Source organism: Marinobacterium alkalitolerans (genome assembly GCF_017776525.1).
In the GTDB taxonomy this organism is placed as follows: Bacteria; Pseudomonadota; Gammaproteobacteria; order Pseudomonadales; family Balneatricaceae; genus Marinobacterium; species Marinobacterium alkalitolerans.
Map to the genome: position 1 here is coordinate 92,036 of NZ_JACVEW010000004.1, position 24,197 is coordinate 116,232.

At 60.9% G+C, this 24,197-nt stretch carries 20 protein-coding genes; 11 read left to right on the forward strand and 9 right to left on the reverse strand.

Translation table 11 applies throughout. The annotated features are described in order from the left end of the window. Positions 1-8: 8 nt before the first annotated feature. Positions 9-2,657, forward strand: a complete 2,649-nt coding sequence (locus H9C73_RS03850; protein WP_209286474.1) for a DUF2339 domain-containing protein — start codon at positions 9-11, stop codon at positions 2,655-2,657. On the opposite strand, the gene H9C73_RS03855 is transcribed toward H9C73_RS03850, so the two are convergent. The 4 genes from H9C73_RS03855 to H9C73_RS03870 all read right to left on the reverse strand — a co-directional run bounded on the left by H9C73_RS03855 (position 2,623) and on the right by H9C73_RS03870 (position 9,028). Next, entirely contained in the window at positions 2,623-5,766 is a 3,144-nt protein-coding gene (locus H9C73_RS03855) for an efflux RND transporter permease subunit (protein ID WP_209286475.1), read from the reverse strand. The genes H9C73_RS03850 and H9C73_RS03855 overlap by 35 nt on opposite strands. Then, the gene (locus H9C73_RS03860; protein ID WP_209286476.1) at positions 5,763-6,974 is read right to left on the reverse strand and encodes an efflux RND transporter periplasmic adaptor subunit; all 1,212 of its coding nucleotides are present in this window, start codon (positions 6,972-6,974) and stop codon (positions 5,763-5,765) included. Before H9C73_RS03860 ends, H9C73_RS03855 begins: the two co-directional genes overlap by 4 nt. Continuing rightward, complete coding sequence (locus H9C73_RS03865) at positions 6,971-8,341, reverse strand: efflux transporter outer membrane subunit (protein WP_209286477.1); 1,371 nt, start codon at positions 8,339-8,341, stop codon at positions 6,971-6,973. The genes H9C73_RS03860 and H9C73_RS03865 overlap by 4 nt, the downstream gene beginning before the upstream one ends. A gap of 90 nt (positions 8,342-8,431) precedes the next feature. Beyond that, on the reverse strand, positions 8,432-9,028 hold the full coding sequence (locus H9C73_RS03870) for a DNA-J related domain-containing protein (protein WP_209286478.1): 597 nt from the start codon (positions 9,026-9,028) through the stop codon (positions 8,432-8,434). 87 nt (positions 9,029-9,115) lie between these two features. On the opposite strand from H9C73_RS03870, the gene dacB reads away from it, so the two are divergent. Continuing rightward, on the forward strand, positions 9,116-10,525 hold the full coding sequence (gene dacB / locus H9C73_RS03875; protein WP_209286479.1) for a D-alanyl-D-alanine carboxypeptidase/D-alanyl-D-alanine endopeptidase: 1,410 nt from the start codon (positions 9,116-9,118) through the stop codon (positions 10,523-10,525). On the opposite strand, the gene H9C73_RS03880 is transcribed toward dacB, so the two are convergent. Together H9C73_RS03880 and H9C73_RS03885 are read right to left on the reverse strand one after the other, a co-directional pair. Continuing rightward, on the reverse strand, positions 10,522-11,154 hold the full coding sequence (locus H9C73_RS03880) for a YigZ family protein (protein ID WP_328797936.1): 633 nt from the start codon (positions 11,152-11,154) through the stop codon (positions 10,522-10,524). The two genes, dacB and H9C73_RS03880, sit on opposite strands and share 4 nt — an antisense overlap. 112 nt (positions 11,155-11,266) lie before the next feature. Further along, a complete protein-coding gene (locus tag H9C73_RS03885) occupies positions 11,267-11,407 on the reverse strand; it encodes a hypothetical protein (RefSeq protein ID WP_209286480.1) in 141 nt (46 codons plus the stop codon). Positions 11,408-11,596: 189 nt separating this feature from the next. On the opposite strand from H9C73_RS03885, the gene H9C73_RS03890 reads away from it, so the two are divergent. Both H9C73_RS03890 and H9C73_RS03895 read left to right on the forward strand, forming a co-directional pair. After that, positions 11,597-11,791 carry a hypothetical protein gene (locus H9C73_RS03890; RefSeq protein ID WP_209286481.1) on the forward strand — a complete coding sequence of 65 codons (195 nt, stop codon included), beginning with the start codon at positions 11,597-11,599 and terminating at the stop codon, positions 11,789-11,791. Between the two features lie 457 nt (positions 11,792-12,248). Beyond that, positions 12,249-12,509 (forward strand): hypothetical protein, encoded by a 261-nt coding sequence (locus H9C73_RS03895; protein ID WP_209286482.1) that lies wholly within the window; start codon positions 12,249-12,251, stop codon positions 12,507-12,509. Positions 12,510-12,544: 35 nt separating this feature from the next. Here the strand turns inward: H9C73_RS03895 and H9C73_RS03900 are convergent, their stop codons facing one another. Both H9C73_RS03900 and pdxH read right to left on the reverse strand, forming a co-directional pair. Continuing rightward, positions 12,545-13,003, reverse strand: coding sequence for an FKBP-type peptidyl-prolyl cis-trans isomerase (locus H9C73_RS03900; protein WP_209286483.1), 459 nt, complete (start codon positions 13,001-13,003; stop codon positions 12,545-12,547). A gap of 9 nt (positions 13,004-13,012) precedes the next feature. Beyond that, positions 13,013-13,660: a pyridoxamine 5'-phosphate oxidase gene (pdxH, locus tag H9C73_RS03905; protein WP_209286484.1), complete on the reverse strand. Its 648-nt coding sequence runs from the start codon at positions 13,658-13,660 to the stop codon at positions 13,013-13,015. A 116-nt stretch (positions 13,661-13,776) separates the two neighbouring features. Here pdxH and H9C73_RS03910 point away from each other — a divergent pair, with 116 nt between their 5' ends. Then, entirely contained in the window at positions 13,777-14,466 is a 690-nt protein-coding gene (locus tag H9C73_RS03910; RefSeq protein ID WP_209286485.1) for a hypothetical protein, read from the forward strand. A gap of 9 nt (positions 14,467-14,475) precedes the next feature. Here the strand turns inward: H9C73_RS03910 and H9C73_RS03915 are convergent, their stop codons facing one another. After that, positions 14,476-15,477, reverse strand: coding sequence for a hypothetical protein (locus tag H9C73_RS03915; RefSeq protein WP_209286486.1), 1,002 nt, complete (start codon positions 15,475-15,477; stop codon positions 14,476-14,478). A 188-nt stretch (positions 15,478-15,665) separates the two neighbouring features. On the opposite strand from H9C73_RS03915, the gene H9C73_RS03920 reads away from it, so the two are divergent. From H9C73_RS03920 to dapD, 6 genes are all read left to right on the forward strand, one after another. Then, the gene (locus H9C73_RS03920) at positions 15,666-16,925 is read left to right on the forward strand and encodes an efflux RND transporter periplasmic adaptor subunit (RefSeq protein WP_209286487.1); all 1,260 of its coding nucleotides are present in this window, start codon (positions 15,666-15,668) and stop codon (positions 16,923-16,925) included. 3 nt (positions 16,926-16,928) lie between these two features. Next, positions 16,929-20,039 (forward strand): efflux RND transporter permease subunit, encoded by a 3,111-nt coding sequence (locus H9C73_RS03925; protein WP_209286488.1) that lies wholly within the window; start codon positions 16,929-16,931, stop codon positions 20,037-20,039. 17 nt (positions 20,040-20,056) lie between these two features. Beyond that, entirely contained in the window at positions 20,057-21,430 is a 1,374-nt protein-coding gene (locus H9C73_RS03930; protein WP_209286489.1) for a class II fumarate hydratase, read from the forward strand. A gap of 81 nt (positions 21,431-21,511) precedes the next feature. Further along, complete coding sequence (gene dapC, locus H9C73_RS03935) at positions 21,512-22,708, forward strand: succinyldiaminopimelate transaminase (protein WP_209286490.1); 1,197 nt, start codon at positions 21,512-21,514, stop codon at positions 22,706-22,708. A 12-nt stretch (positions 22,709-22,720) separates the two neighbouring features. Further along, complete coding sequence (locus H9C73_RS03940) at positions 22,721-23,071, forward strand: ArsC family reductase (protein WP_209286491.1); 351 nt, start codon at positions 22,721-22,723, stop codon at positions 23,069-23,071. Between the two features lie 59 nt (positions 23,072-23,130). Beyond that, positions 23,131-24,162, forward strand: a complete 1,032-nt coding sequence (gene dapD, locus H9C73_RS03945; RefSeq protein WP_209286492.1) for a 2,3,4,5-tetrahydropyridine-2,6-dicarboxylate N-succinyltransferase — start codon at positions 23,131-23,133, stop codon at positions 24,160-24,162. Positions 24,163-24,197 lie beyond the last annotated feature (35 nt).

The following is a 24,197-nucleotide window of genomic DNA, read 5'->3' on the forward strand; positions in this document are numbered from 1 at the left end:
AGAGCAGAATGGACGAATTCTGGTTATTGCTGATTATCCCCCTGTTTCTGCTGGTGGGAGCAGCACTGGGCATACGCGCCTGGTTTGTCACCCGCGCCCTGCGCGCCGATATTCAGCAACTGCAGCAACGGCTTGACCAGCTCAGCGGATCAGAAACGCCCAACCGGATCCGCTCGGCCACTCCCCCGCCCACACCCGTCACTCAGGATGCGGCCGTTGCCGATGCGCCCTCTGAGCAGGACGCCGACGCCGCCTGGGGCATAACCGGTCACAGGCCTGTCCGACCTGAAAACAACGAACGCCCGACACGTCCCGGACGCCTGACCGGCTGGGTGCACCCGATTCGGCAGCACTGGATGATCTGGCTGGGCGGGCTCTGTGTAGGCCTGGCCGGCGTATTCATGGTGCGCTACTCCATCGAGCAGGGCCTGCTGGGCCCCGAAGCCCGAGTGATTCTCTCCCTGATCGCCGGCGCGGCCTTGCATGCAACGGCCGAGTGGCTGCGACGGCAGCAGGGGCAAAACAACGTGTTTGCGGCTCTGGCCGGCGGTGCCAGCATCATCCTCTATGCCGCCCTGTTTGCCGCCTTCAAGCTGCTACCCATGGTATCAACCGGCCTGATTTTTGCTGCCATGGCGGGGGTCTCCTTTGCGACGCTGGCACTGGCGCTTCGGCATGGCCCGGTACTGGCCGCACTCGGGATGCTGGGCGGGTATCTGGTGCCCATTCTGGTCAATACGGGCAGTGGCGATATCGAACTGGCACTGGTCTATGCCGCCATCCTCAGTCTGTTTTCCCTGTGGCTGCTGGGCTACGTGCAGCGGCAATGGCTGTGGCTGGGTGTCATCGGAGGCAGCCTGCTGTGGTGGGCATTAAGCCTGGGTGCCAATCCGGCAACGGGTGTCCGTTCAACCTACCTGCTGGCACTGGCCTATCTGTTTCTGGCGGTGCCCCGCTATGACTGGCTGCTGCGACGGCAGGAGGACCACGAGCATGGCTGGTGCGCCCTGCTGAAACAGACCCGGAGCGACCGGCACTGGCCGGTCATGCCCATGCTGTTGCTGCTCACGCTGGCGCAGGGGTACACCCTCACGCTGGAAACCCTGCCCCTGAGCAGCTACCCCAGTTTGCTGCTGATGCCGGCACTGCTGCTGTTGGCGGCCAGCCGCCGTCCCGTTCTGAACCCCTTGCCGGCCTTGATGCTGGTGACGATGGCCGTAGCGACTCTGGTGCCCATGATCGCTTACCAGCAGGGTCAGTGGGTGTTCACACCTCCGTCTGCCGACGTTCAGGCTGCGCTCGTCTCCCGCTTCGTCATGCTGACCCTGCTCTATACCGCTGCCGCCGGCTGGCTGGCACGCCGCACCCGCTACCCCGGGTTCTGGACCGGGCTGGGCTGCTTCACGCCGCTGCTGATGCTGGCACTGGGGTACTACCTGTTCACCGCGTTCAGTGCCGACTGGGCCTGGGGCGCCAGCGCACTGGTACTGGGGTTTGTCTACCTGGCACTGGCACGCATGAGCCTTGAGCACAACCTCAGCGACCGGGTGAAAGTCATACTGCTGACCAGTGCACATCTGGGACTTTCGCTCGCCGCCGTGATCTGGTTTGACAGTGCCACGCTGACACTGGCGTTTGCCGCCCAGCTGATTACGCTCTCCCTGTTGCAGGAGCGGTACCGACTCGCCTACCTGCCATGGATTATCCGTGGTGTGCTGGCGCTGGTGGTATGCCGCCTGACCTTCAACCCCTGGGTGCTCAGCTATGACAGCAGCACCCACTGGTCGCTCTGGACCGGTGGTGGCGCCACGGTCTGTGCCTTCGCCTCGGCCTGGATTCTGCGTCGAGACACCCGGATGACGGCCTGGCTGCAGGGGGCAGGCGCACACCTGCTGGTGCTGACACTGGCAGCCGAAGTGCGCTACTGGCTCTATGACGGGGATATTTTCAGAGCGGAATACGGTTTTCTGGAAGCGAGCCTCAATACCCTGATCTGGGGCACGGCCGGTCTGGTCTACCTCTGGCGCGCCCGCCTGAGTCGGGTGCTGACCCATTTCTATCAGATCATTGCCACCCTGCACCTGCTCGCGGCCGGTGCCAGTTACACGCTGGTGGTGTTGCTGTCGAAAAACCCGCTGTGGAGCAGTACCGGCATCAGCCGGACGCCGGTCTGGAATGAATTGTTGCTCAGCTATGGCGCGCCCACGCTTTTGCTGCTGATTCTCTGGCGCGTGCTGCCCAAGGCACTGGCACGCTGGATCGGGCTTGCAGCAGGCCTTAACCTGCTGCTGTTTGTGTCGCTGGAAATTCGCCACCTGTGGCAGGACGGTCTGGTTCATCTGAGCCACCGCACTCCGGATGGCGAACTCTATACCTATTCGGCGGTGTGGCTGGCTTTGGCTTCATGCGCGCTCATTGCGGGCAGCTGGCGCCAGCAGCGCGGACTCTACCAGGGCGGCATGGCCCTGCTGCTGGTGGTGGTTGCCAAGCTGTTCCTGGTGGATATGGCCGGCCTGACCGGTCTCTGGCGCGTGGCCTCCTTCATGGGGCTGGGACTGGCGCTGTTGGCACTGGCCTGGCTGCACCAGCGGCTGACCCCGCCGGCCCAGACCCGAGAGCCCGTTAACGCGCCTGAGCCGGATCAGGCTGACCCTTGAGGCGTCGCCCCAGCCGGCGCAGGTCTTCCAGCAGCATGAAGTTGACCGGCACCATTATCAGCGTCACCAGGGTGGCGAAGATAATGCCAAAGCCCAGTGAGACCGCCATCGGAATCAGGAACTGCGCCTGTACGGCTTTCTCGAACAGCAGTGGCATCAGGCCGATAAAGGTGGTCATGGAGGTCAGCATGACCGGCCGGAAACGGGCTACCCCGGCCATCAGCACGGCCTGCAGCGTCGCCTCGTAATGTGAGTGCTCACCCGCTTCCTGCAGCTCATGGCGGCGGCGATTGGTGAAGTCCACCAGTACCAGGCTGTCATTCACCACCACACCGATCAGCGCCATCAGACCCAACAGACTCATGATGGTGAGGTCCATCCCCATGATCCAGTGACCGATGATGGCGCCTATGGCTCCGAAGGGAATCACCGACATCACGATCAGCGGCTGCAGGTAAGAGCGGAAGGGAATCGCCAGCAGGCTGTAGATCACGAAGAACACGAAGGCCAGGCCGATGGCCAGCGACGAGAAGGATTCACGCTGCTCACGGGCCTCCCCTTCCAGGCTGTACGAGGCGCCCGGGTACTGCCGCACCAGATCGGACAGGAACTGCTCGAGGTCACGTTGCAGCACCGTCGTATTGGTATTCTGCTTGTCCATGTCCGCCACAACACTGACCGTGCGCTGCTGATCGACCCGGTAGATCGCTGATGGGCTCTGGCCCGGCACCAGACGCGCGACCACGTTCAGCGGCACCTGCCCGGTGCTGGTGGTGATCAGCACATCGCGCAACCCGGCCACGGCCTGTCGCTCCTGCAGCGGCAGGCGCACCATCACCCGCACGTCGTCCCGTCCACGCTGGACGCGCTGAACCTCGATGCCGAAAAACTTCTGTCGCACCTGACGGATGATATCGCTGCGGGTCAGTCCCAGCAGGTGCGCCTGCTCGGTCAGCTCAAGCTGCAGCTCCTCCTTGCCATCCGACAGGTTGTCGGTAATGTCGAACAGGGTCGGGTAGGTGGCCAGTCGCGCTTTCACCGCATCGGCCATGGCCTCCAGGTCGGCGACTCGACTGGAGCGCAGCTGCACGTCAACCGGGTCACTGGCACGGCCAATTTCAGCCCGGAAAGCGACGGTTTCAGCCCCCGGAATCGGCCCGATACGCTCGCGCCACTCACTGACGATCTCGCGAGTGCTGATATCCACTTCACGCTCTTCGGAGGGCACCAGTTCAAAGCGCACCCGGCCCTCCTCGGCATTGCCGTGAGCCCCGGTGGTGGAGTAGATATTCATGATCACACTCTCACCGGTTTCGGGGTTGCGATAGTTCTCCTGCAACTCGCGCGCCGCTTCAACCATGCGGTAGATATGCCGATCGGTCACTTCAAAGGGAGTACCGCTCGGCATGGTAAGCGTGACCCGTGCGGTATCGCTCTGCACCCGCGGGAAAAAGACAAACCGGGTCCAGCCGGACATCACCATCGACAGAATGAGAATGAATACGCCGGTAAACAGCGCCAGTGTGGTCAGCCGGTTGCGCAATGCCACATCAAGCAGCGGCCGATAGTAGCGCACGATAAAGCGCTCAAAGCCGTCCGCAAAGGATTGCTGCATCTGTGCCAGACGTCCCTGCTGCTCCACGTTCTCGTGGCGCAGTTTCAAATGCTTCAGGTGTGCCGGCAGTACAAACTTGGATTCGATCAGGGAAAACAGCAGAACCGGAATCACCACCACCGGAATCTGCGCAAACAGTGCGCCACGGGCACCCTCGATGAAGCCGATGGGCAAGAACGCCGCCACTGTGGTCAGCACACCGAAAGTCACCGGTACGGCCACTTCCTGGGTTCCGCGCACGGCCGCCTGCAGGCCGCTTTCGGCGCCACGCAGATGGCTGTAGATATTTTCGCCCGTTACGATGGCGTCATCGACCACGATCCCCAACACCAGGATAAAGCCGAACAGCGACAGGATATTCAGGGTCACACCGAACACCGGCATCACCAGAAAGGCCCCCATGAAGCTGACCGGAATGCCGATAAACACCCAGAACGCGATGGAGGGCCGCAGGAAAAGGGTCAGTAGCAACAGCACCAGAGTACCGCCCTGAATGGCGTTGGTCGTCAGCGTATTGATGCGGCTTTTGACGATTTCGGAATCATCGTCCCAGTAGCCCAGATTCAAACCCTCGGGCAGCAGCGGCTGCTGCCGCTCGATGTAGTTTTTCACCGCATCCGCGACCGCGATGGCACTCTGATCACCCACCCGGTACACCTCGATCATGGCGGCGGGCAAGCCGTTAAAGCGGGTGCGCAGTGCCGTCTCTTCGAAGCCGTCACTCACCTGTGCCAGATCACCCAGCCGCAGCAGGCTGCCATCGGGATGCGTTTTGATCACCAGTGACTCGAACTCGTCCCGGCTGTAGGCCTGCCCCTTGGAGCGAATCAGGATGTCGCCGCCATCGGTGCGGATATTCCCCGCCGACAGGTCCAGCGAGCTGTCCGCTATGCGCTCGGCCACTTCTCCCAGCGTCAGGTCGTAGGCCCGCAACTGATCCTGTGAAATTTCCACCCCGATCTCATAGCTGCGCACCCCGTCCAGCTCGGCCTGAGTCACGCCGTCCAGCTGCAGGATGTCATCACGCACCTGCTCGGCGTAGCTGCGCAGCTCCTGCTCGGTCAGGTTGCCCGATACCGAGACGGTGATCACGTCACGCTTGAAGGTAGCCAGTGAGATGACCGGCTCCTCGGCTTCGCTCGGAAAGGTGCCGATCTCGTCTACCCGTGATTTCACATCGGCCAGCAGCTCGCGGGGGTCATAGCCCTTGTCCACCTCCAGCGTAACCGTGGTACCGCCTTCCACGGAGCGGCTGCGTATCTCTTCAATGCCTTCCAGATCGCTGACCGCTTCCTCCACCCGTGTGGCCAGACTCAGCTCGGCATCCTCCGGCGTTGCCCCACGCAGGCTGATCTGCACGCTGATGGTGTCCGATTCAAAGCTGGGAAAGATCTCCAGCGGAATGTTCAGCTTCAGCGACATCAGGCCGGTAAACAGGATGGTGACCATCAACAGGTTGGCGGCCACGTGGTTACGTGCAAACCAGGCGATCATGAGCCCTCTCCTGCCATCTCAGCCTGAGCGGTTTCGGATGCCTTTGGCTGCTCGGCCGCGTCGCCCTGAATCCGGACCGGGGTCCCCGACACGACCTGACCGAGCGAGGTCAACACCAGACGATCACCGTCCTCAAGCCCCTGCGCGATCAGGGCATGGCTGTCATCCTGCCAGGCCACTTCGATATTGCGACGTTGCAGCACCCCCTCTTCCACCACGTAGACGTAGGTGCCCTGATAGATCGCCCGGTTGGGAATCACCAGTGCAGCGTCCACTTCGACCCCCTGAATACGTGCGGTGACATACTGTCCCACCTTCAGCGGTATGCGGTCCACGGCCTTTTCACCGTAAGGGTCTTCAATCTGAGCCAGTACGTGCAGCTGGCGGCTGTCCTCATCAATGGCCCCCTCGGTTTGCACCACGCGCCCCTGCCAGGTTTCGGGGCGGATCAGATCCGAGTGGATGGAGACCGGCGGCTGAAACGGCTCGCCGTATTCCACCCGGTACTCTTCCGGCAAGCGCAGGTAGGCCAGATCCCGGTTTTGCAGCGGCAGCCGCACCTCCAGCACGTCGACCGCATAAATCTGCCCCAGCGTCGTTCCACTGGACACCACCTGCCCCAGATCGACGGACTTTTCCAGTACCCGGCCGGCATAGGGCGCACGGATGCGGGTGCGCTCAAGATTGAGCCGAGCCTGTTTCAGGGCCGCTTCCGCTGACGCCACAGTTGCCCGGGCGGCACTGAGCTGAGGCTTGCGCAGCACCAGCGGAGGCGCCTCACCGGAATTGCCCAAACGTGCCCAGTCGGCTGCGGCCTGCGCACTGCGTGCCTGTTCCTCGGCCAGCGTTTGCCGTGCTTCCATCAGGGTGGCTTCTGCCTGTGCCAGATCGGTTTCGTAGTCACGCGGGTCCAGACGAACCAGCTCATCGCCGGCCTCAAAGAAGCCACCGGCCCGGAAATCGGGATTGATCCAGACAATCTCACCGGATACCTGTGGCAGCAGAGTGCTTTGGGTGCGTGGTTCGATGCGCCCATAACTGCGCACCTGCACTCTGAAAGGCTGCGCCTTAAGCGTCTGCACCTCCACGTTGATGCGCTTGGGTGCCGGGGGTGCCCCGCGCTGTGCCTGCGGCGGATTCTGATAGATCAAAAAGCTGGCAGCCCCCAGCAGGCCGATAACAACAAAGGGCAATAGGCGCTTGATCATGAGGCGTCCGTCTCCGGTTCAGCAGTCATCCGGGCACTGAAGCGTCCACCCAGTGCACGATAGAGTTCGATTCGGTTGGTCAGCAGTTGCTGGCGCAGGTTGATCACGCTGGTCTGGGCATCCAGCGAGCGCCGCTGGGCTTCCAGTACGGTGGTGAAACTTTCCAGACCGTTGCGGTAGCGTTCAAACGCCAGTTGCTCGGCGTTCAGCGCATTTTTTTCGGCTTTCAGGTAGAGCTGGTAGCGGGCCTGCAGATGGGTGCGGGCCGACAGGGCGTTTTCCACTTCGACCAGCGCGGCAAAGACCGCTTCCAGCCAGCGCTGCTCCTGTTCCCGTCGCGCTGACAGTGCCTGATCCTGCACCGCCTCCTTGCGCCCGGCATCAAACAGGGTTTGCACCAGCGATGCCCCCAGCGTCCAGGCCAGATTGCCGGACGATACCAGGTTGCTCAGGGTATCACTGCTGCCGCCGTAACTGCCGCTGAGCGTCAGGGCCGGAAAACGATCACGGTGTGCCGCGGCCAGTGCCGCATCCGAAGCCATCAGATTGAGCCAGGCCTGCTGAAGGTCGGGCCGTCGCCGCAGGATGTCGGCTGGCAAACCGGCCGGAATATCGGCCTCAAGCAGTGGCAGCTCGGTGCCGGCACTCAAGGCGGCGGAGGGGTAACGCCCCAGCGCCTGCTCCAGTGAACGCTTGAGTTCTCCCAGCGCCTGCTGCTGTTGCTCGACCCGCGCGGCTTCCTCGTTCACATTGTTGCGCGCCAGATACAGGTCCAGCGCTTCGCTCAGCCCCTGACGGTAGTTGGACTCGATGATTTCAAGATTCTGTTGCAGGTTGTCGCGCCGCTGGGTGTAAAGCGCCAGCAGCATCTGTGCTTCCTGCAGCTTGAACCAGTTCTGGCTGACCTCGGCCACCAGCGCTTCGCGCGCTTCATCCAGCGCGGCCTGTTCTGCGGCAAATTGCAGCGCCGCCTGCCGGCTGCGGGCATCCAGCTCGCCCCAGAGATCCGGCGTCCAGCTCAGGCTCAGATCCAGAGATTGAACCGCATCGCTGTCCTCTTGCCGCCGGCTGCCCAGCTCCAGCGACAGCGCCGGAAAACGGTCGGCATCCGTGGCACTGAGTGCAGCGACTGCAGCGGCAACGGCTTCACGCTGTGCGGCAAGCGAAGGATTATGCGCCAGTGCCTCGCTCACCAGCTGCTCCAGCACCGGGTCATTCAGCGATGTCAGCCAGCCGGGCATTGGCTCGGCCGACAGTGCGGAAGTCGACCAGCTCGAGGGCAACTCAGGCGAAGGGGGTGCCAGTGAAGGTGGGGCACTGCAGGCCGTCAGCATGGCCAGAAAGGGCAACATCAGATGGACGCGCACATCAGCTCCCTGTCAAAGTAGGTTAAGTCGTTCCTGTGAACCGCAATAGTAGTGAATTGTTCCCGCCGGCACAGCGCCTTTTACATATCTTTACGACAGCTCGGTGTTTCGCAACACTTCATAGGCGCGGCGAATTTCGATAAAGGCATCACCGTCGCCGCCTCGGTCAGGATGATGCTGCGCGGCCAGTTGACGGTATCGGGCCCGTACATCCGCTGCCGATGCACCCGATTCAAGGCCCAGTGTCTCATACGCACGTTTGCGGATAGTCGGATCTGAACACTGGTCCATGAACCCCTGCATCAGGCGACGCACGTCTTCGGCACTGGTCGTTTCCAACTGCGACCAGTCCAGATAGTAGGCTTTTAATGGATCCTCCCGGCCCGGCAGCTCCTGCCCCTGGGCAGCACTCATTTCCGTCGCTTCGTAAAGGCGGACACTGAGCGGGGAGATCTCAAGCCGCATCCCCTCCTCGTACCAAAGCCGTGATTGAAGCGTGTACAGCCCGTGCATGATCATGAAGTGCTTTTGAAACAGCTGCAGCTGCTGATCCGTCGACAGGTTCGCGAACGCATCATGATCCGCTAGCCCCTTCATCAGGGAAAATTCGCTGATCCCCTCGGGGGCCGCACGCAGCAGGGCCAATAATTCAGGTATCAGAGGGTTGGGCGTGTGTGGCTCGGTCATGAGATCTCCGCACGGGGTTGCACTTGCTGTCCTGCCCGGTCGGGCTCTGGCACAATGAGAGCTACGCCCACAGCAGGACACACGATCATGTTGCTTCGAGTTATTATCCTCCTGATCCTGGCCCCCGTTGTCCACGCCAGCGAGTGGAAAAGCCTGATTGACCAGGCCCCTGAAGGCAGTCAGGTGGCACTGGTGGTGGAACCGCTCAGCGCCAGCGCCCCGCTTCAGATTCATTACCGAGACGACCGTTTCCTGCCCCCCGCCAGCACCCTAAAGCTGTTTACGGCGACCGCCGCAGAGCTGGCTTTGGGACGGGACTACCGGTTTGCCACCCGCCTCTGGCAACGCGGTCAACAGAAAGGCGGCCAGTGGAACGGGGACTGGCTGCTGCAGTTCAGCGGTGCCCCGGATCTGACACGACAGCAACTGGCCGACCTGCTGGACGTGCTGCGCCAACGCAACATTCGTGAAATCAAGGGCGACCTGCTGCTGGACACCCGTCATTTCAGCGGCTTCGATCGTGCCATCGGCTGGCCCTGGAACAACCTCGGTGTCTGCTACAGTGCTCCCGCTGCCGCCCTGACGCTTGAGGGCAACTGTGTTGCGGCCAGCCTGACCAACCGGGGCCCGCAACGCCCGGCCCGCTTTTACGTTCCCCCGCACCAGCCCGTTGAAGTGACGGCCGATGTGGAGGTCGTGACGCCCAGGCAGATGGATGATCGCCTGTGCACGCTGGAATCCCGCGTGGGCCCCGGCAATCGCTATCAACTCAGTGGCTGCATGAGCAATCAGCGCGAGGTATTACCGCTCAACTTTGCCATCAATGACCCTGTCGCCTACGGCAAGGCTCTGGTGCAGCAGGAGCTCAAGCGCCTTGGCATTGTTCTGCGCGGCGAAGTGAAAACGGGTACACGCGAAGGCGACTGGCAACAGGTAGCGGAAGTCTACTCTGCTCCGCTGGAACAGCTGCTGACCACCATGCTGCAGGACTCCGATAACCTGATTGCCGACCTGGTGTTCAAGAATCTCGGTTCTCTGACAGGACAACCGGGCAGCTTCGCCCGTGGGGAGCGCCAGCTCAAGGAAGTGATCAATCAACATACCGGTATTGATATGACACTGGCTCGGCTGGAAGACGGTTCAGGCCTGTCCCGGGATAACCTGGTACAGGCCCGACAGCTCGCTGGCCTGCTGCAGTGGCTTGCCCGGCACCCCGAAATGGTCACCCATGAGGTCTTACCGGTGAGTGGTCAAAACGGTACATTGAAGTATCGCCGCAGCACTCGGCAACCGCCGCTGAAAGGCGCCATTCAGGCCAAAAGCGGCACCGTCAACGGTACACGCAATCTGGCAGGCTATATGGATACCGCATCAGGCGAGCGTTATGTGTTCGTGCTGATGATCAGCGGCCTCAGCCTGCCGGAGAAGATGCCCCGCCCGACACCGCTGACCCGTTTTGAACGTGCGCTGCTGGAGTGGATTCACGCCAACGGCTAGTCCGCCTCGGCCTCCAGCCGTTTCAGAACCGCCTGCCCATGCAGGCTTTCGGCCGCTTCAGCTTCAAAGGCGGTGCTCTGGCTCACCGGCAGTGCGCATTCCAGCATCACACGCTCGGTAAACTCCTGATTCAACAGGCTGACATCGAAGCGGTTCAACAGCGCTTCCACCGTTGCGGTAAGGCTGTAATCATAACTGAGCCGGTAACAGGCCTTTGGGTCGCAGCGCTCAAGGTCTGTTTCGGCCAGAACGGCTCGCACGGCCTGTGAGTAGGCGCGAACCAGACCGCCGGTTCCCAGCTTGGTGCCGCCAAAAAAACGGGTCACCACGACACACGCCTGCCCAACATCCGCACCGGTCAGGACCGCCAGCATGGGGCGCCCGGCCGTACCGGCAGGTTCCCCGTCATCACTGCTGCCCACACCCGTGGATGCATCCGGCCTGCCGGTTACAAAGGCCCAGCAATGATGGTTGGCCCCCGGAAAGCGGGCACGCTGGCGCTCGATGAAGGCTTTGGCGGCGGCCTCATCTGTCACTGGACAAAGACTGGCAATAAAGCGGCTTTTTTTGATTTCCAGTTCGGCCTCTTGCTCGGCCACCGGAATGAAGTAGGGCTGGGGAGATGACACATCGGCTCCTGCTGCAACTGTTCACCGGAAATGGTAACAGAGACTGACAGTGCCGGCAGAAACAGAAATCCCCGCCGCAGCGGGGATTATTCACAAGCGTCTGAGGTCAGGCTTACTTGCCGTGCTTGTGTGCGTCTTCACTCATCAGCTTGCGGACCTTGAGGAAACCCCAGATCATCGCAGCGGACATGCCCGCGACGCCCAGCAGGCTGGGCCACAGAGTACCAAAGCTGTATGCATCGATCCCGAACATCGCAATCACCTTTATCGTTGCTGTCTAATGTTAGGTTCAGAATACTCCCTTAAGGCCCGGGGATTATTGACATGGCTCAACTCAGTTTGCTCATTTTATGAACACTTCCGACAGGGCCCTGAATCACTTGCAAATACACCGCTGTTGAGCCATATCTGAAGTAGACCCATGCCTGAAAGGAGCACTCGTATGTACCAACGCAAGCAGTGGACACCGGCCCAGCTCAGCAAGATGAATGAAGAAAGTTTCCTGGTTGAGATGCTGGACATGTTCCAGTACTCCCCGTCCAACTCTGACGAAAGCAGCACCGACGCCATGCGCGCCAAACTGGATGCCATCGAAGCGGCCCTCAAGGCTCGCCTGGAAAGCACCCGCACCGAATAAACGCTTCCCCGCAGGCGGCTCTGGCTGCCTGCGCCTGCCTCCCCGCTCCACCCCTCTCGCAGTCCCTTGATACCCGCACTGACGGAGTTCACACCTGCTGCCTGATCACCTTCTCTCGGCCGGGTCCCTTTCGGCTCAGGATTATTCAATAATTTTTATTGATATCTCTTAATTCGTTTTTGACATACCAAAAAACACTCTCAAGGCATTAGAAATAATATATTAATAGCCAATCATTCTATTACCCACTGAATTTTAAACCCTTTAAAAACAACATGTTATATCGGCTAGAAACCATTCCCTCTCGGCCTGACCAAACCTGAAACCATGACCTAAAAAATCCTTTATTTTCAACCAGTTATAACATAATTAAAATCACAATTGATTTGAAAATGATCGATATTGCTTATATACTATTCATTAAGTAGTTAAGACTAATCATAAAAGAATTAAGACAATGCAAGAGAAGGAAATAAAACTACTGTTCAAGGCGGGTGTATTCGATTCCTGTCAGGCGATCCCGATTTCAATGTCACGCGGCTGGACACTGAAATTCATTACCCGGGATCAGGAAGTGGTGACGCTGAACCTGCAGCGTTCCAAGCGCGAACGCGAGTTCAAAAGCCTCGACGGCGCATCGGCCGTGGCCAGAAGGATTGGCTTTGACTGGTTGAACGTGCAGATCGGCGACCTGCAGTGGCGAGAGAAGGTGAACTGAGCCGGCGAACACCGGCCCAGTGGTAAAGGCAGGGCTCAGCCCAGCTCGGACAGCTCCTGAGCGGTTGCCGCACGGACGGACAGCACCTCTATATCGAACAGGAGGTCCTGACCGGCAAAGGGATGGTTGGTATCAACGGTGACCTGGCGTGTATCCAGTGCCACCACCTTGCCCAGGCGCATCTCGCCCTGTTCGTCTTCAATCTGACAGAACAGGCCGATCTTGAGCCCCGGCATGCCGGCGAAGGCTTCACGTTCCAGTTCAAGCACCTTGCTTTTGTCCCGTTCGCCATAGCCTTCAGACGCAGGGACTCGCTGCCGAAAGCGCTCGCCCGGCTCACGCCCTTCAAGGGCGGCTTCAAGGCCGGGAACGATCTGACGGTGTCCGTGAATGTAGGTCAGCGGTTCGCCATCGCGGGAACCATCCAGTACCTCGCCAGCCTCACTTTCAAGCGCATAATGAAAACTCACATGCGCATCCTGGGTTATCTTCACGCTCACTCCTCAGGGCTGTAACCGTTCAATCTGCCACTGGCCTTCCACCTGCGTATAGCGGAAACGGTCGTGCAGACGATTTTCACGCCCTTGCCAGAACTCGAAATGTTCCGGTATCAGGCAGTAGCCTCCCCAGGTCTCCGGACAGGGAATCACCTGATCGGCGTACTGACTGTCCAGCGCTTCAACTCTCTCCTCAAGCGTTGAGCGGTGGTCAATAACCTCGGTCTGGCTGGAGATGGCGGCGCTGAGCTGGCTGCCACGCGGACGCTGATGGAAATAGGTTTCCCCGTCGGCGTAGGGCAGCTGTTCAACTCGACCACGGATACGCACCTGACGCTCAAGGCCGCGCCAGTAGAACAGCAACTCCGCTTTCGGATTTTCCGCGAGGTGTTGCCCCTTCTCACTGCGAAAATCCGTGAACCAGCAGAACCCACGGGAGTCATAACGCTTGAGCAGCACGATGCGGGCAGAGGGCCAGCCTTCTGCATCCGCCGTGGCCAGGGTCATCGATGTGGCATCATCCGGGTGTGCTTCCAGCGCTGACTGCATCCACTGCTCGAATTGCTGCAGCGGGTCCGCCTGCATGTCTGCACGGTGCAGGCCTGCCGCGACATATTCACGACGCAGCGCACTGATCTCCGAGGTTTCACTCATCGTTATCTCCGTTGGAATTGATACAGGCCGATACTATAAACCATCGTCAGGGGGTTATACTGCCCGGGATCATGCATGGAGCATAATAGTGCCGTTCGGCTTTGGAGAGTGACCCTATGCGTTTGACGCGCCCTTCATTACTGGCAGTGCTGGTGGCCATTGGCCTGCTGCTGGGAGGCTGTGCCACCAACGGCAAGCCGCGCCCGTTTCAGCTGAAAAACCTTGCCAAGTCCGAAATCGACATGGTCACGGACCTGCATATCCAGGCCGTCAACAAGCTGGCTCGAGAGCTGACGATCAAGCTCTACAAGCGCAACCCGCGCGAGCTGGCCAAAAACGAGGGCATGACCATCGAGCGCCGGCTTGAGTTGCTGCTGGGCTCACCGCGCCCGATCAAACACCCGGAGCTCAACAACCTCTACGCCGAGAAAGCCATTCCACTCGCCTTTGATCCGAGCTTCAACGGTGACCGGGTGTTCGCGCTGATGGTGGGGATCACCGGCATGCTGCATGCGTCCTACAACTACCGTGACGAATTCTACATGCTGAACGAGATTGACCAGCAGAAGCTGTACAACTCGGCCCGCAATCTGGAAGCGGTCGCCTGGCGTCTCAACACCTACCGCCAGCCCAACGGCGAGCCTTTCCTGTTTGCCAACAGTGAGCAGAACATGAGCTTTGAGCGCCTGCTGGGCAAGCTGATCGCGCATCAGGACATGATGGCGCGCATCGTATCCGACTCGACCAACCGCGCTATCAACACGGTGGTACACGGCATCGCGTCGACCACCCTCCTGCCGATCTAGCCCGGCGGTTCAGCAATCGCGCAGCGGCTTGAGCACGCGGATGTCGCTGATCTTGTGATTTTCGTTCAGGAACAGGGTAACGTCGGCCTGCTCCGGCATCTGTTCCAGCATGGTACGGGTCAGGCGCTCGTAGTGCTGAATGAAGCGCTGAATCTCGTCCTCATTCATGATCCGCAAATGGTCCGTGGGCTGCTGGGTGTCATAGATATAGCGCACCCGCTCGGCCAGCTTCTTCTCCTGCAGCGAGCGCCACTCGTACACGGCATCCATGCTCGGCACACAGAGCATCAGTAATACATCCAGCCGTTGGAACAGCTCCCGGTAAGGGCCTTTAAGCTGTTCATTGACGTAGCGGCGCCAGATTCCGTCCGGGTCCTCTTCCCGTTCGAGCGCGTTGACCGGGTCATCCAGCAGCGCATCCGGCTGTGGCTGTGCACCGACACACCAGCCCTCGAAAACAATCAGGTCAGCCCCGCCGACCCACTCCTGCCAGACCGAGTCCGGGCAGCGATCATCAATGGACTTGTCGAACACCGGAATCTTGGTGACCTGTTCGGGGTCATCCCGGCACAGGCTGTCGATAATGTCGATCCCGAGCTGCACATCGTGCGTACCGGGGACACCGCGGGTAACAAAGAGGGGGTGAATGCTCTCCGCCATGGCTTCGCGGTCGGCACGCGTCTTGTAGAGGTCATCGATCGAGAAACCTACTACACGCAGCCCAAAGCCCTCGCCCAGTATCACTTCCAGCAGGTTGAACAGGGTGGACTTGCCGGCGCCCTGAGCACCGTTGATGCCCAGTACCAGAGGCCCCTCCTGCTGGCGCTTGCGGGCCAGAATCCAGGCCGCCAGCGGCACGTAGATCTCCTCGAACATCTCCTTCAGGCCGATATCCACCTTGAGGGATTCCAGCGTCGCCGCGAAGGCCTGCTCCACCGCATTGACGGCATGACGGCGCTCGTCCGAGGTCAGACAGAGTTGATTGCGAGGCCAGCGTGTCAGTAGGCTCATGCGTGCTCCTTCAGGCTTGGGCTGTGGATAAGGGCATTCAGTTTACACCAGTCCGGATCGGTCCGGATATGCGGACAGGTTCGTCCGGGGCTGTGGATAAGCGGATCCGATTTCCCTAATATAATTGCCTGCTTCTGCCTCCGTGGGAGGTACCGGCCTGTTGCTTCGCAGCCACACAAGGATGCCCCATGCGTAAATCTGCCGCGAACCGCCGCTCACTTCTGCACCGTCTTTTGCCTATGTTGATTCTGGCCGTTGCGGCCGCCATCACCAGCGGGCTCATTCTGACACGAGAACAGCCGCAGGCGAGTGCCGCCCCCATCAAGCGCTGGAACGTCAACGCCACAACCCTGAAGCCCATTACCGCAAGCCCCGAGCTGAGCATTTACGGCCAGTTCGAGCCGCCCCAGACCACGCGGCTCAGCAGTGCGATCAACGCCGATGTACTGGCGATACCGGCACAGGAAGGCCAGACACTGGAGGCTGGCGCCCTGCTGCTGAGGCTGGACGAACGTGACCTCCAGCTCCAGTTGCGCCAGCGTCAGGCCGACCTGGCCGCCGTGGATGCGCGGATTCAGGCCGAATACACCCGCCACCGGCATGACCTCAAGGCACTCAAGCTGGAACAGGACGTGCAAACCCTGAACAGGGACCGGGTTCAGCGTGCCGAATCCCTGCACCAGAAAAACCTGCTCAGTCAGGAGCAGCTCGACAGCACGCGCCAGACGGCACGGCAGCAGGCACTGGCCATTGAAAACCGACGCCAGTCCATTGATGACCATCCCAACCGTCTGGCACAACTGAAGGCCGAGCGAGAACGCCTGCAAAGTCTGGTCGAAGCCTCAGAACTGGACCTGGCTCGCGCCCGGATCCGAGCCCCCTTCAACGCCCGGGTGCTGGAGATCAACACGTCGGTGGGAAACCGTGTTCGCCCCGGTGATCCCCTCATCACGCTGTATGATCTGGACCGCATACAACTGCGGGCACAACTGCCGGACCACTGGCGCGACCGTTTGACCGAAGCCCAACACAAGGCTCAGCTGGTGGCCGTGGCCCGGCTGAACGGTCAGCGCTATCAGCTCAAGCTGGAGCGGCTGGCAGCCCGTATCAATACCGGCCAGGCGGGGCTGGATGCGCTGTTCAGCGTTCCGCCAGCACTCAAGACACCCCTGCCGGGGCAGACCCTTGAACTGCAACTGCAGCTGCCACCCCGCTCCGGACTCTTTGCCCTGCCCCCGGAAGCCCTGTACGGCAGTGATCGGGTCTACCGACTGGCCGAAGAGGATCGACTGGAGAGCGTGACGGTCGAGGTGGCCGGCAAGCGCCAAAACGCAGACGGCCAGCAGCAGGTGTTGCTGGCCTCGCCCGAGCTGAAAGCCGGCGACCGTGTCATAACAACCCAGCTGCCGAATGCGATTGGCGGCCTGCCGGTCAGAGTGGTGGAGTAATCCATGAACGGCATGATCCCCCTGTTTGCCAGTCACCGCGTCGCCGCCAACCTGTTGATGCTGTTGCTGATACTGAGCGGCCTCTATGGCTTGCGCCAGCTCAACACCCAGTTTTTCCCCGACTTCGATATCGACATTGTCACCGTTGAAGTGACCTGGAGTGGCGCGACGGCTGAAGACGTGGAACGTTCGATCCTGCTGCCCGTCGAGCAATCGCTCCGGGCCGTCAATGGCGTGGACACCCTCTATGCTACGGCCAATCAGGGCCGGGCCTCTTTTCGCGTGGAGCTGGAAGAAGGCACGGACGTGGATTACGCCCTGACCGAGGTGCGCCAGAAGGTGGACGCCATCCGTGCTGACCTGCCGGCCGACAGCGAAACCCCACTGGTCCAGAAGGTGATCAACTACGAGGGCATCTCGGATGTCATCCTGACCTCAGACCGTGCCTCACTGGCTGAGCTGAGACCGCTGGCCTACCAGCTGGAACAGCAGCTACTGGACAGAGGGGTGCGCAAGATCGACTTTATCGGTCTGCCGGAGCAGGAAATTGCCATTCAGATACCGCCACAGCAATTGCAGCAGCTGGGCCTGACACTGGACCAGATTGCCGCCCGTATCAGCGAACGCAGTCGGGATCTGCCGGCCGGAACCGCCGCGCGGGGCGAGGGGGCACGCCAGATCCGCAGTCTGGGCCAGCAGCGGGACAGTGAAGGATTCCGGCAGCTGCCCCTGATCACGGATGCTCAGGGACGCCTCGTGCGTGTCGGGGATGTGGCCGAGGTCGAAACCCGCCCCCGTGACCGGTCGGTCCTGCTGTCCTGGCAGGGCCAGCCCGCCATTCTGATGCAGCTCAAGCGCACCAAGGCGGACGATACGCTGGAAGCCGCCGCCATTCTGGACAACTGGCTGGCCGATGTGCGCCCCGCCCTGCCTGCCGGGGTGCAACTGGTCGCCTTCAACGAGAGCTGGCAGCTGGTCCGTGATCGTATTCAGCTCCTGATCAAGAACGGTATCAGCGGCCTGATTCTGGTCGTACTGGTGCTGTTTCTGTTTCTCAACGCCCGGGTCGCGTTCTGGGTCAGCGTGGGCATTCCGATCTCCTTCATGACGGCGCTGGCGGTGCTCTGGGGGATTGGCGGCTCCATCAACATGATGTCACTGTTCGCGTTCATCATGGCACTCGGGATCATCGTGGATGACGCCATCGTGGTGGGCGAGGACACGCTGACGCACGTGCAGCGGGGCGAGCCGGGGCTGCAGGCCGCCATTGGCGGTGCCCGTCGCATGGCTGCCCCCGTCATCGCCTCCTCTCTCACCACCATCGCGGCCTTCCTGCCCCTGCTGCTGGTCGGCGGTATTATCGGCAGTATTCTGATCGACATTCCGACCGTGGTCATTTGTGTGATCCTCGCATCCCTGCTTGAGTGCCTGTTGATCCTGCCGGGTCACCTGAGCCACAGCCTCAGAGGGATTCAGGATCTGCACCCGTCCAAACTGCGCCTGTCACTGGACGCCCGCTTCGAGCACTTTCGAGAGCGGCGTTTTCGCCCCTTTGTGACCCTCGCGCTGGAGCACCGGGGCGCCACCCTGGCCGTGGCATTGGGGCTATTGATCGTTGCCATCGGGCTGATCGCGGGCGGTCGACTGGCCTTCACCTTCTTTCCCAGCGTGGATACCAACACCCTTACCGCCAACGTCAAGTTCGTGTCCGGCACCGACCGTCCTCAGGTGGACCGTTTCCTGAGCCATCTGGACACGACCCTGGCCCAGTCGGATCAGGCGCTTGGCGGTGGGCTGGTCAAGATTGCCCTGCGCGAGTCCGGCATGGCCAACTTCCCGCGCAGCTCCGCGGCCGCCTTTACCGGGGACACCTATGGCTCCCTGTATGTGGAGCTGATCCCGGCCGATGATCGCAGCATCACCAATCAGGCTCTGATCAGTGCCTGGCGTGAACGGATCAACCTGCCGGCCGGCATCGAGAAATTCAGCATCGACATGGCACAGGCCGGACCGCCCGGCAAGCCAATTGAGGTCAAGTTGACCGGGCCGGATGTGCAGACGCTGAAACAGGCCTCGCTGGCATTGCAGGAAGCGCTGGCACGCTACGAAGGGCTGTCCAACGTGGACGATGATCTGCCCTGGGGCAGTACCCAGATGATCTACCGGCTGACCCCCGCGGCGCGTGCGGCCGGCCTGACGCTGGAAAGTTTGGGGCGTCAATTGCGGGCCGCTTTCGATGGGCACAAGGTACAGGCGTTTTACGAAGGGCGTGACGAAATCGAAGTCCGCGTGATGTTGCCGGATGCCGAGCGCGACCGGCTCAGCACCCTGAGGTCACTGCCCGTGGTGCTGCCCTCGGGCCAGGTAACCCCCATTGGCAATGTTCTCCAGTTCGAGGCAAGGCCGGGGCTGGACAGCCTGCAGCGCATCGATGGCCAGCTGGCCCTCAACGTCTCGGCCGATCTGGATGAAGCGGTCACCAACGCCGATGAAGTGATCGCCCGTCTGCAGCAGGACGTGATACCCGGCTTGACCAGTGAGTTTGGCGTGCGCGCCAGTTTCGAAGGCAAAAACCGCGACCAGCGTGAAACCCTGGCTGACATGAAGGCCGGCCTGATGCTGGCCCTCGCCCTCATCTACATCATTCTGGCCTGGGTGTTCGGGGCCTGGTCCTGGCCACTGGTGGTCATGCTGGCGATTCCGCTCGGGCTCACGGGTGCCATTTTCGGCCACCTGCTGACCGGGCTGGACCTGACCGTACTGTCTCTGTTCGGGCTCTTTGGCCTGTCCGGCATTGTGATCAATGACTCCATCGTGCTGGTCACCTTCTACAAGGGCCTGCGTGAGAAAGGCATGGCCGTGCGAGACGCGATTATTGAAGCCGCCTGCCAGCGCCTCAGGGCCGTTTTGCTGACCTCACTCACGACAATTGGCGGGCTGACGCCTATTCTGTTTGAAACTTCTCTACAGGCACGCTTTCTTATACCTATGGCAACCTCCATCGTATTCGGCCTGGCGTATGGCACCCTGCTGATACTGGTGATCATTCCGGCCCTGCTGAGCCTGCTGGAGGAAAACAGCCTTAAACTCAAGAACAATACAGTGCAGCCCTGAGTGGCAAGGAGCGCATAATGGTCAATTCAACGCGTACCGAACATGACAGTCTGGGCGAAGTGGAAGTCCCTGCTGATGCACTCTACGGGGCTCAGACACAACGTGCGGTAGACAACTTCCAGATCAGTAACCTGACGCTGCCGGTGCATTTCATCACCACGCTGGCCCGCATCAAGGCCGCCTGTGCTCAGGCCAACGCCGAGCTGGGCCTGCTCGAAAAAGAGCAGGCAGACGCCATTGTGGATGCCGCCGAACGGGTGGTGGCCGGTGACTATGACGACCAGTTCCCGGTCGATGTCTTTCAGACCGGCTCGGGCACCAGCACCAACATGAACATGAACGAGGTGCTCAGCGCCATTGCCCGAGAGCACAGTGCAATCGAGCTGCACCCGAACGATCACATCAACATGAGCCAGAGCTCCAACGATGTGATCCCTACCTGTATCCATGTCAGCGCCCTGCTGCAGCTGGAGAACAGGGTTCTGCCGGCGCTGCGCCAATTGATCAGCACACTGACACGCAAGCGTAACGAGGTGGCTCACGTCGTCAAAACCGGCCGCACCCACCTGATGGATGCCATGCCGGTGCGCATGGATCAGGAGTTGTCGGCCTGGATGCAGCAGATCGAGGACAACCTTGCCCGGCTCGAAAGCATCCGACCGCGACTGACCCAGCTCGCACAGGGGGGCACGGCCGTGGGAACCGGAGTCAATGCCCCCCGTACCTTTGCCCGCCTGTTCTGCCGCTACCTCAGCGTGCGTTCGGGCCTGACTCTGAAGCCGGCCAGCAATCACTTCAGCGCCCAGGCGACGCAGGACACGGCGCTGGAACTGTCCGGTCATCTCAAGACCACCGCGGTCAGCCTGATGAAGATCGCCAATGACCTGCGCTGGATGAACTCCGGGCCACTGGCGGGTCTGGGCGAGATCGCCCTGCCCACGTTGCAACCGGGCTCCTCCATCATGCCCGGCAAGGTCAACCCGGTCATTCCCGAGGCCGTGATGATGGTGGCCGCTCAGGTCAGCGGCAACGATACCGCCATCAACATCTGCGCCCAGCATGGCAACTTCCAGCTCAACACCATGCTGCCGCTGGTGGCCTACAACCTGCTGCAGAGCGAGCAGCTGATCGCCAATGCGGCCGAGCATCTGGCAGACAAGGCGATCCGCGGTTTCAGCGTGAATCAGGAGCAGATCGAACAGGCGCTGGCACGCAACCCGGTGCTGGTCACGGCGCTGAACCCGGTGCTCGGTTACGAAAAAGCCGCTGCACTGGCCAAGCAGGCCTATGCCGAGAACCGTCCGATCATTGATGTGGTGGAAGCGGAAACCGATCTCAGCCGCGAGGAACTGGAGCAACTGCTCGATCCGCGGCATCTCACTGGCGCCTGACAGGCGCCATCCGCTATACTTTCGGCCCCTGAACGTGAGCGAAAAACCCTGACAATTGCAGGGTCTGCACAGGAAAAGCGCATGAATCCAGATCTCGACAGACTCCAGCCCTACCCGTTTGAAAAGCTGGCCGTGCTCAAGGCCGGCATACAGCCACCGAGCAGCCTTGAACATATTTCACTGGGCATCGGTGAGCCCAAGCATCCGGCACCGCCGTTTGTGGAAGAGGTGCTGGCTGAAAACCTGAGTTGCCTGTCGAACTACCCGACCACCAAGGGCATGCCCGAACTGCGTCAGGCCATCGCCGGCTGGTGTGAGCGCCGCTTTGAACTGAACAGCGGCAGCATGGACCCGGAACGCAACGTGCTGCCGGTCAACGGTACCCGTGAAGCGATTTTTGCCTTCACTCAGGCCGCTGTTGCCCGTCGGGATGATGCGCTGGTTGTTGCACCCAACCCCTTCTACCAGATTTACGAAGGCGCCGCCTATCTGGCAGGCGCCCAGCCGCACTATCTGAACTGCCTGCCGGAAAACGGCTTTATCCCCGATTATGATGCGGTGCCGGCAGATGTGTGGCAGCGCTGCCAGCTGCTGTTTGTCTGCTCCCCGGGCAACCCGACCGGTGCCGTGCATGATATCGACACGCTGAAAAAGCTGATCGCACTGGCCGACGAGCATGACTTCATCATCTGTTCCGACGAGTGCTATTCCGAACTGTATCCGAACGAGCAGAACAAGCCTGCCGGCCTGCTGCAGGCCTGCGCCGAGCTGGGCCGTCACGACTACGCCCGCTGTATCGTGTTCCACAGCCTGTCCAAGCGTTCCAACCTGCCGGGCATGCGCTCCGGCTTCATCGCCGGCGATGCCAGCCTGCTGGAACCCTTCCTGCTGTACCGCACCTATCACGGCTGCTCCATGCCGATTCAGCATCAGCTGGCCTCCATCGCGGCCTGGAATGACGAAGGCCACGTACTGGAAAACCGCAGCCAGTATCGCCACAAGTTCGATGCCGTCCTGCGTGTGCTGCAGCCGGTGATGGACGTGAAGCAGTCCGATGCCAGCTTCTACCTCTGGGCCCCGACCCCAATTGCCGACGATGCGTTCGCCAAGGGGCTGTTCGAGCAGCAGAACCTGACCGTTCTGCCGGGCCGCTACCTGTCCCGCGAGGTGGATGGCGTGGTGCCGGGTGCCGGTTTCGTCCGTATGGCACTGGTGGCGACCGTCTCCGAATGTGTGGAAGCGGCCGAGCGTATCCGCCGTTACATCGAATCGCTGTAAGCGGGAGGCCCGATGACGACGATTTACGGCATCAGCAACTGCGATACCGTGCGCAAGGCGCGCAAGTGGCTGGAAGCGGAAGGTATCGCCTTTGACTTTCATGATTTTCGCAAGCAGGGCCTGAATGCCGAGCAGGTCGCCCGCTGGTGTGCTGCCGCCGGTACCGACAAGGTACTGAACAAGCGTGGCACCACCTGGCGCCAGCTGTCGGATGAGCAGAAAGCCATCACTGACGATGCCGCCCTGCAGGCTTTGCTGGTGGAACATCCGACCCTGATCAAACGCCCGGTACTGGAGCTGGACGACGGCCGCGTTGAGACAGGCTTCAAGGCAGACCGGTACGCCGCCCTGTTTGACCGCTAATTGGCAGGGCTCAAACGCTGGGTAACATGTTTTTTATTTTTAACGTAACGGAGTGAACAATGGCGAATTTCGCATTTGGCCTGGGTGTAGGCACCAAGTCCTCAGCCGGTGACTGGCTGGAAGTGTATTACAACGCACCGCTGCTGAACGCAGAGGACAAACTGATCGCAGCCGTTGCCGACAAGGTTGGCTACGAAGGCGGCAACCAGGCGATCGAACTGGATGCGGCACAGTTGAAGTCACTGGAAGCGGCATTCCTGTCTGTCGATGCCGAAGATCAGGCCGAAGTGGTTGAGATTCTGGAAGGCACCAAACAGCCGGTTGTTCTCTGCATTCTGGAAACCGACGCCGCGCCTCAGACCACCGCCGAGGTTTACCTCAAGCTGAGCCTGCTGTCGCACCGTCTGGTGAAGCCGCACGGTGTTGACCTGAGCGGCATGTTCCCGCTGCTGCCCAACGTAGCCTGGACCAATGAAGGTGCCGTGGCACTGGAAGACCTGCCCCGCCGTCAGCTGTCGGCTCGCGCTCAGGGCCGCGTGCTGGACGTGCAGTCTGTGGACAAGTTCCCGAAAATGGCCAACTACGCCGTACCGAACGGTATTCGTATCGGTGATACCTCACGCATTCGTCTGGGCGCTCACGTGGGCGAAGGCACCACCGTCATGCATGAAGGCTTTATCAACTTCAACGCCGGCACGCTGGGCGTGAGCATGGTGGAAGGCCGCATCTCTGCCGGTGTGGTCGTGGGCAACGGCTCCGATGTGGGTGGCGGTGCGTCCACCATGGGTACCCTGTCCGGTGGCAACAACGTGGTCATCTCCGTGGGTGAAAACTGCCTGCTGGGTGCCAACGCGGGTCTGGGCCTGCCGCTGGGTGATCGCTGCACCATCGAAGCGGGTCTGTACGTTACAGGCGGTTCCAAGGTCACCCTGCTGGACGACCAGAACAACGCCGTCGGCGTGGTCAAGGCTGCCGAACTGGCCGGCAAGCCGGACCTGCTGTTCCGTCGCAACTCTCAGAATGGCCGCATCGAGGTGAAAACCAACAAGAGCGCCATCGAGTTGAACGAAGAGCTGCACCAGCACAACTAAGCCAACGCTCCAACCGCCAGCCCCGCACGCCCTCT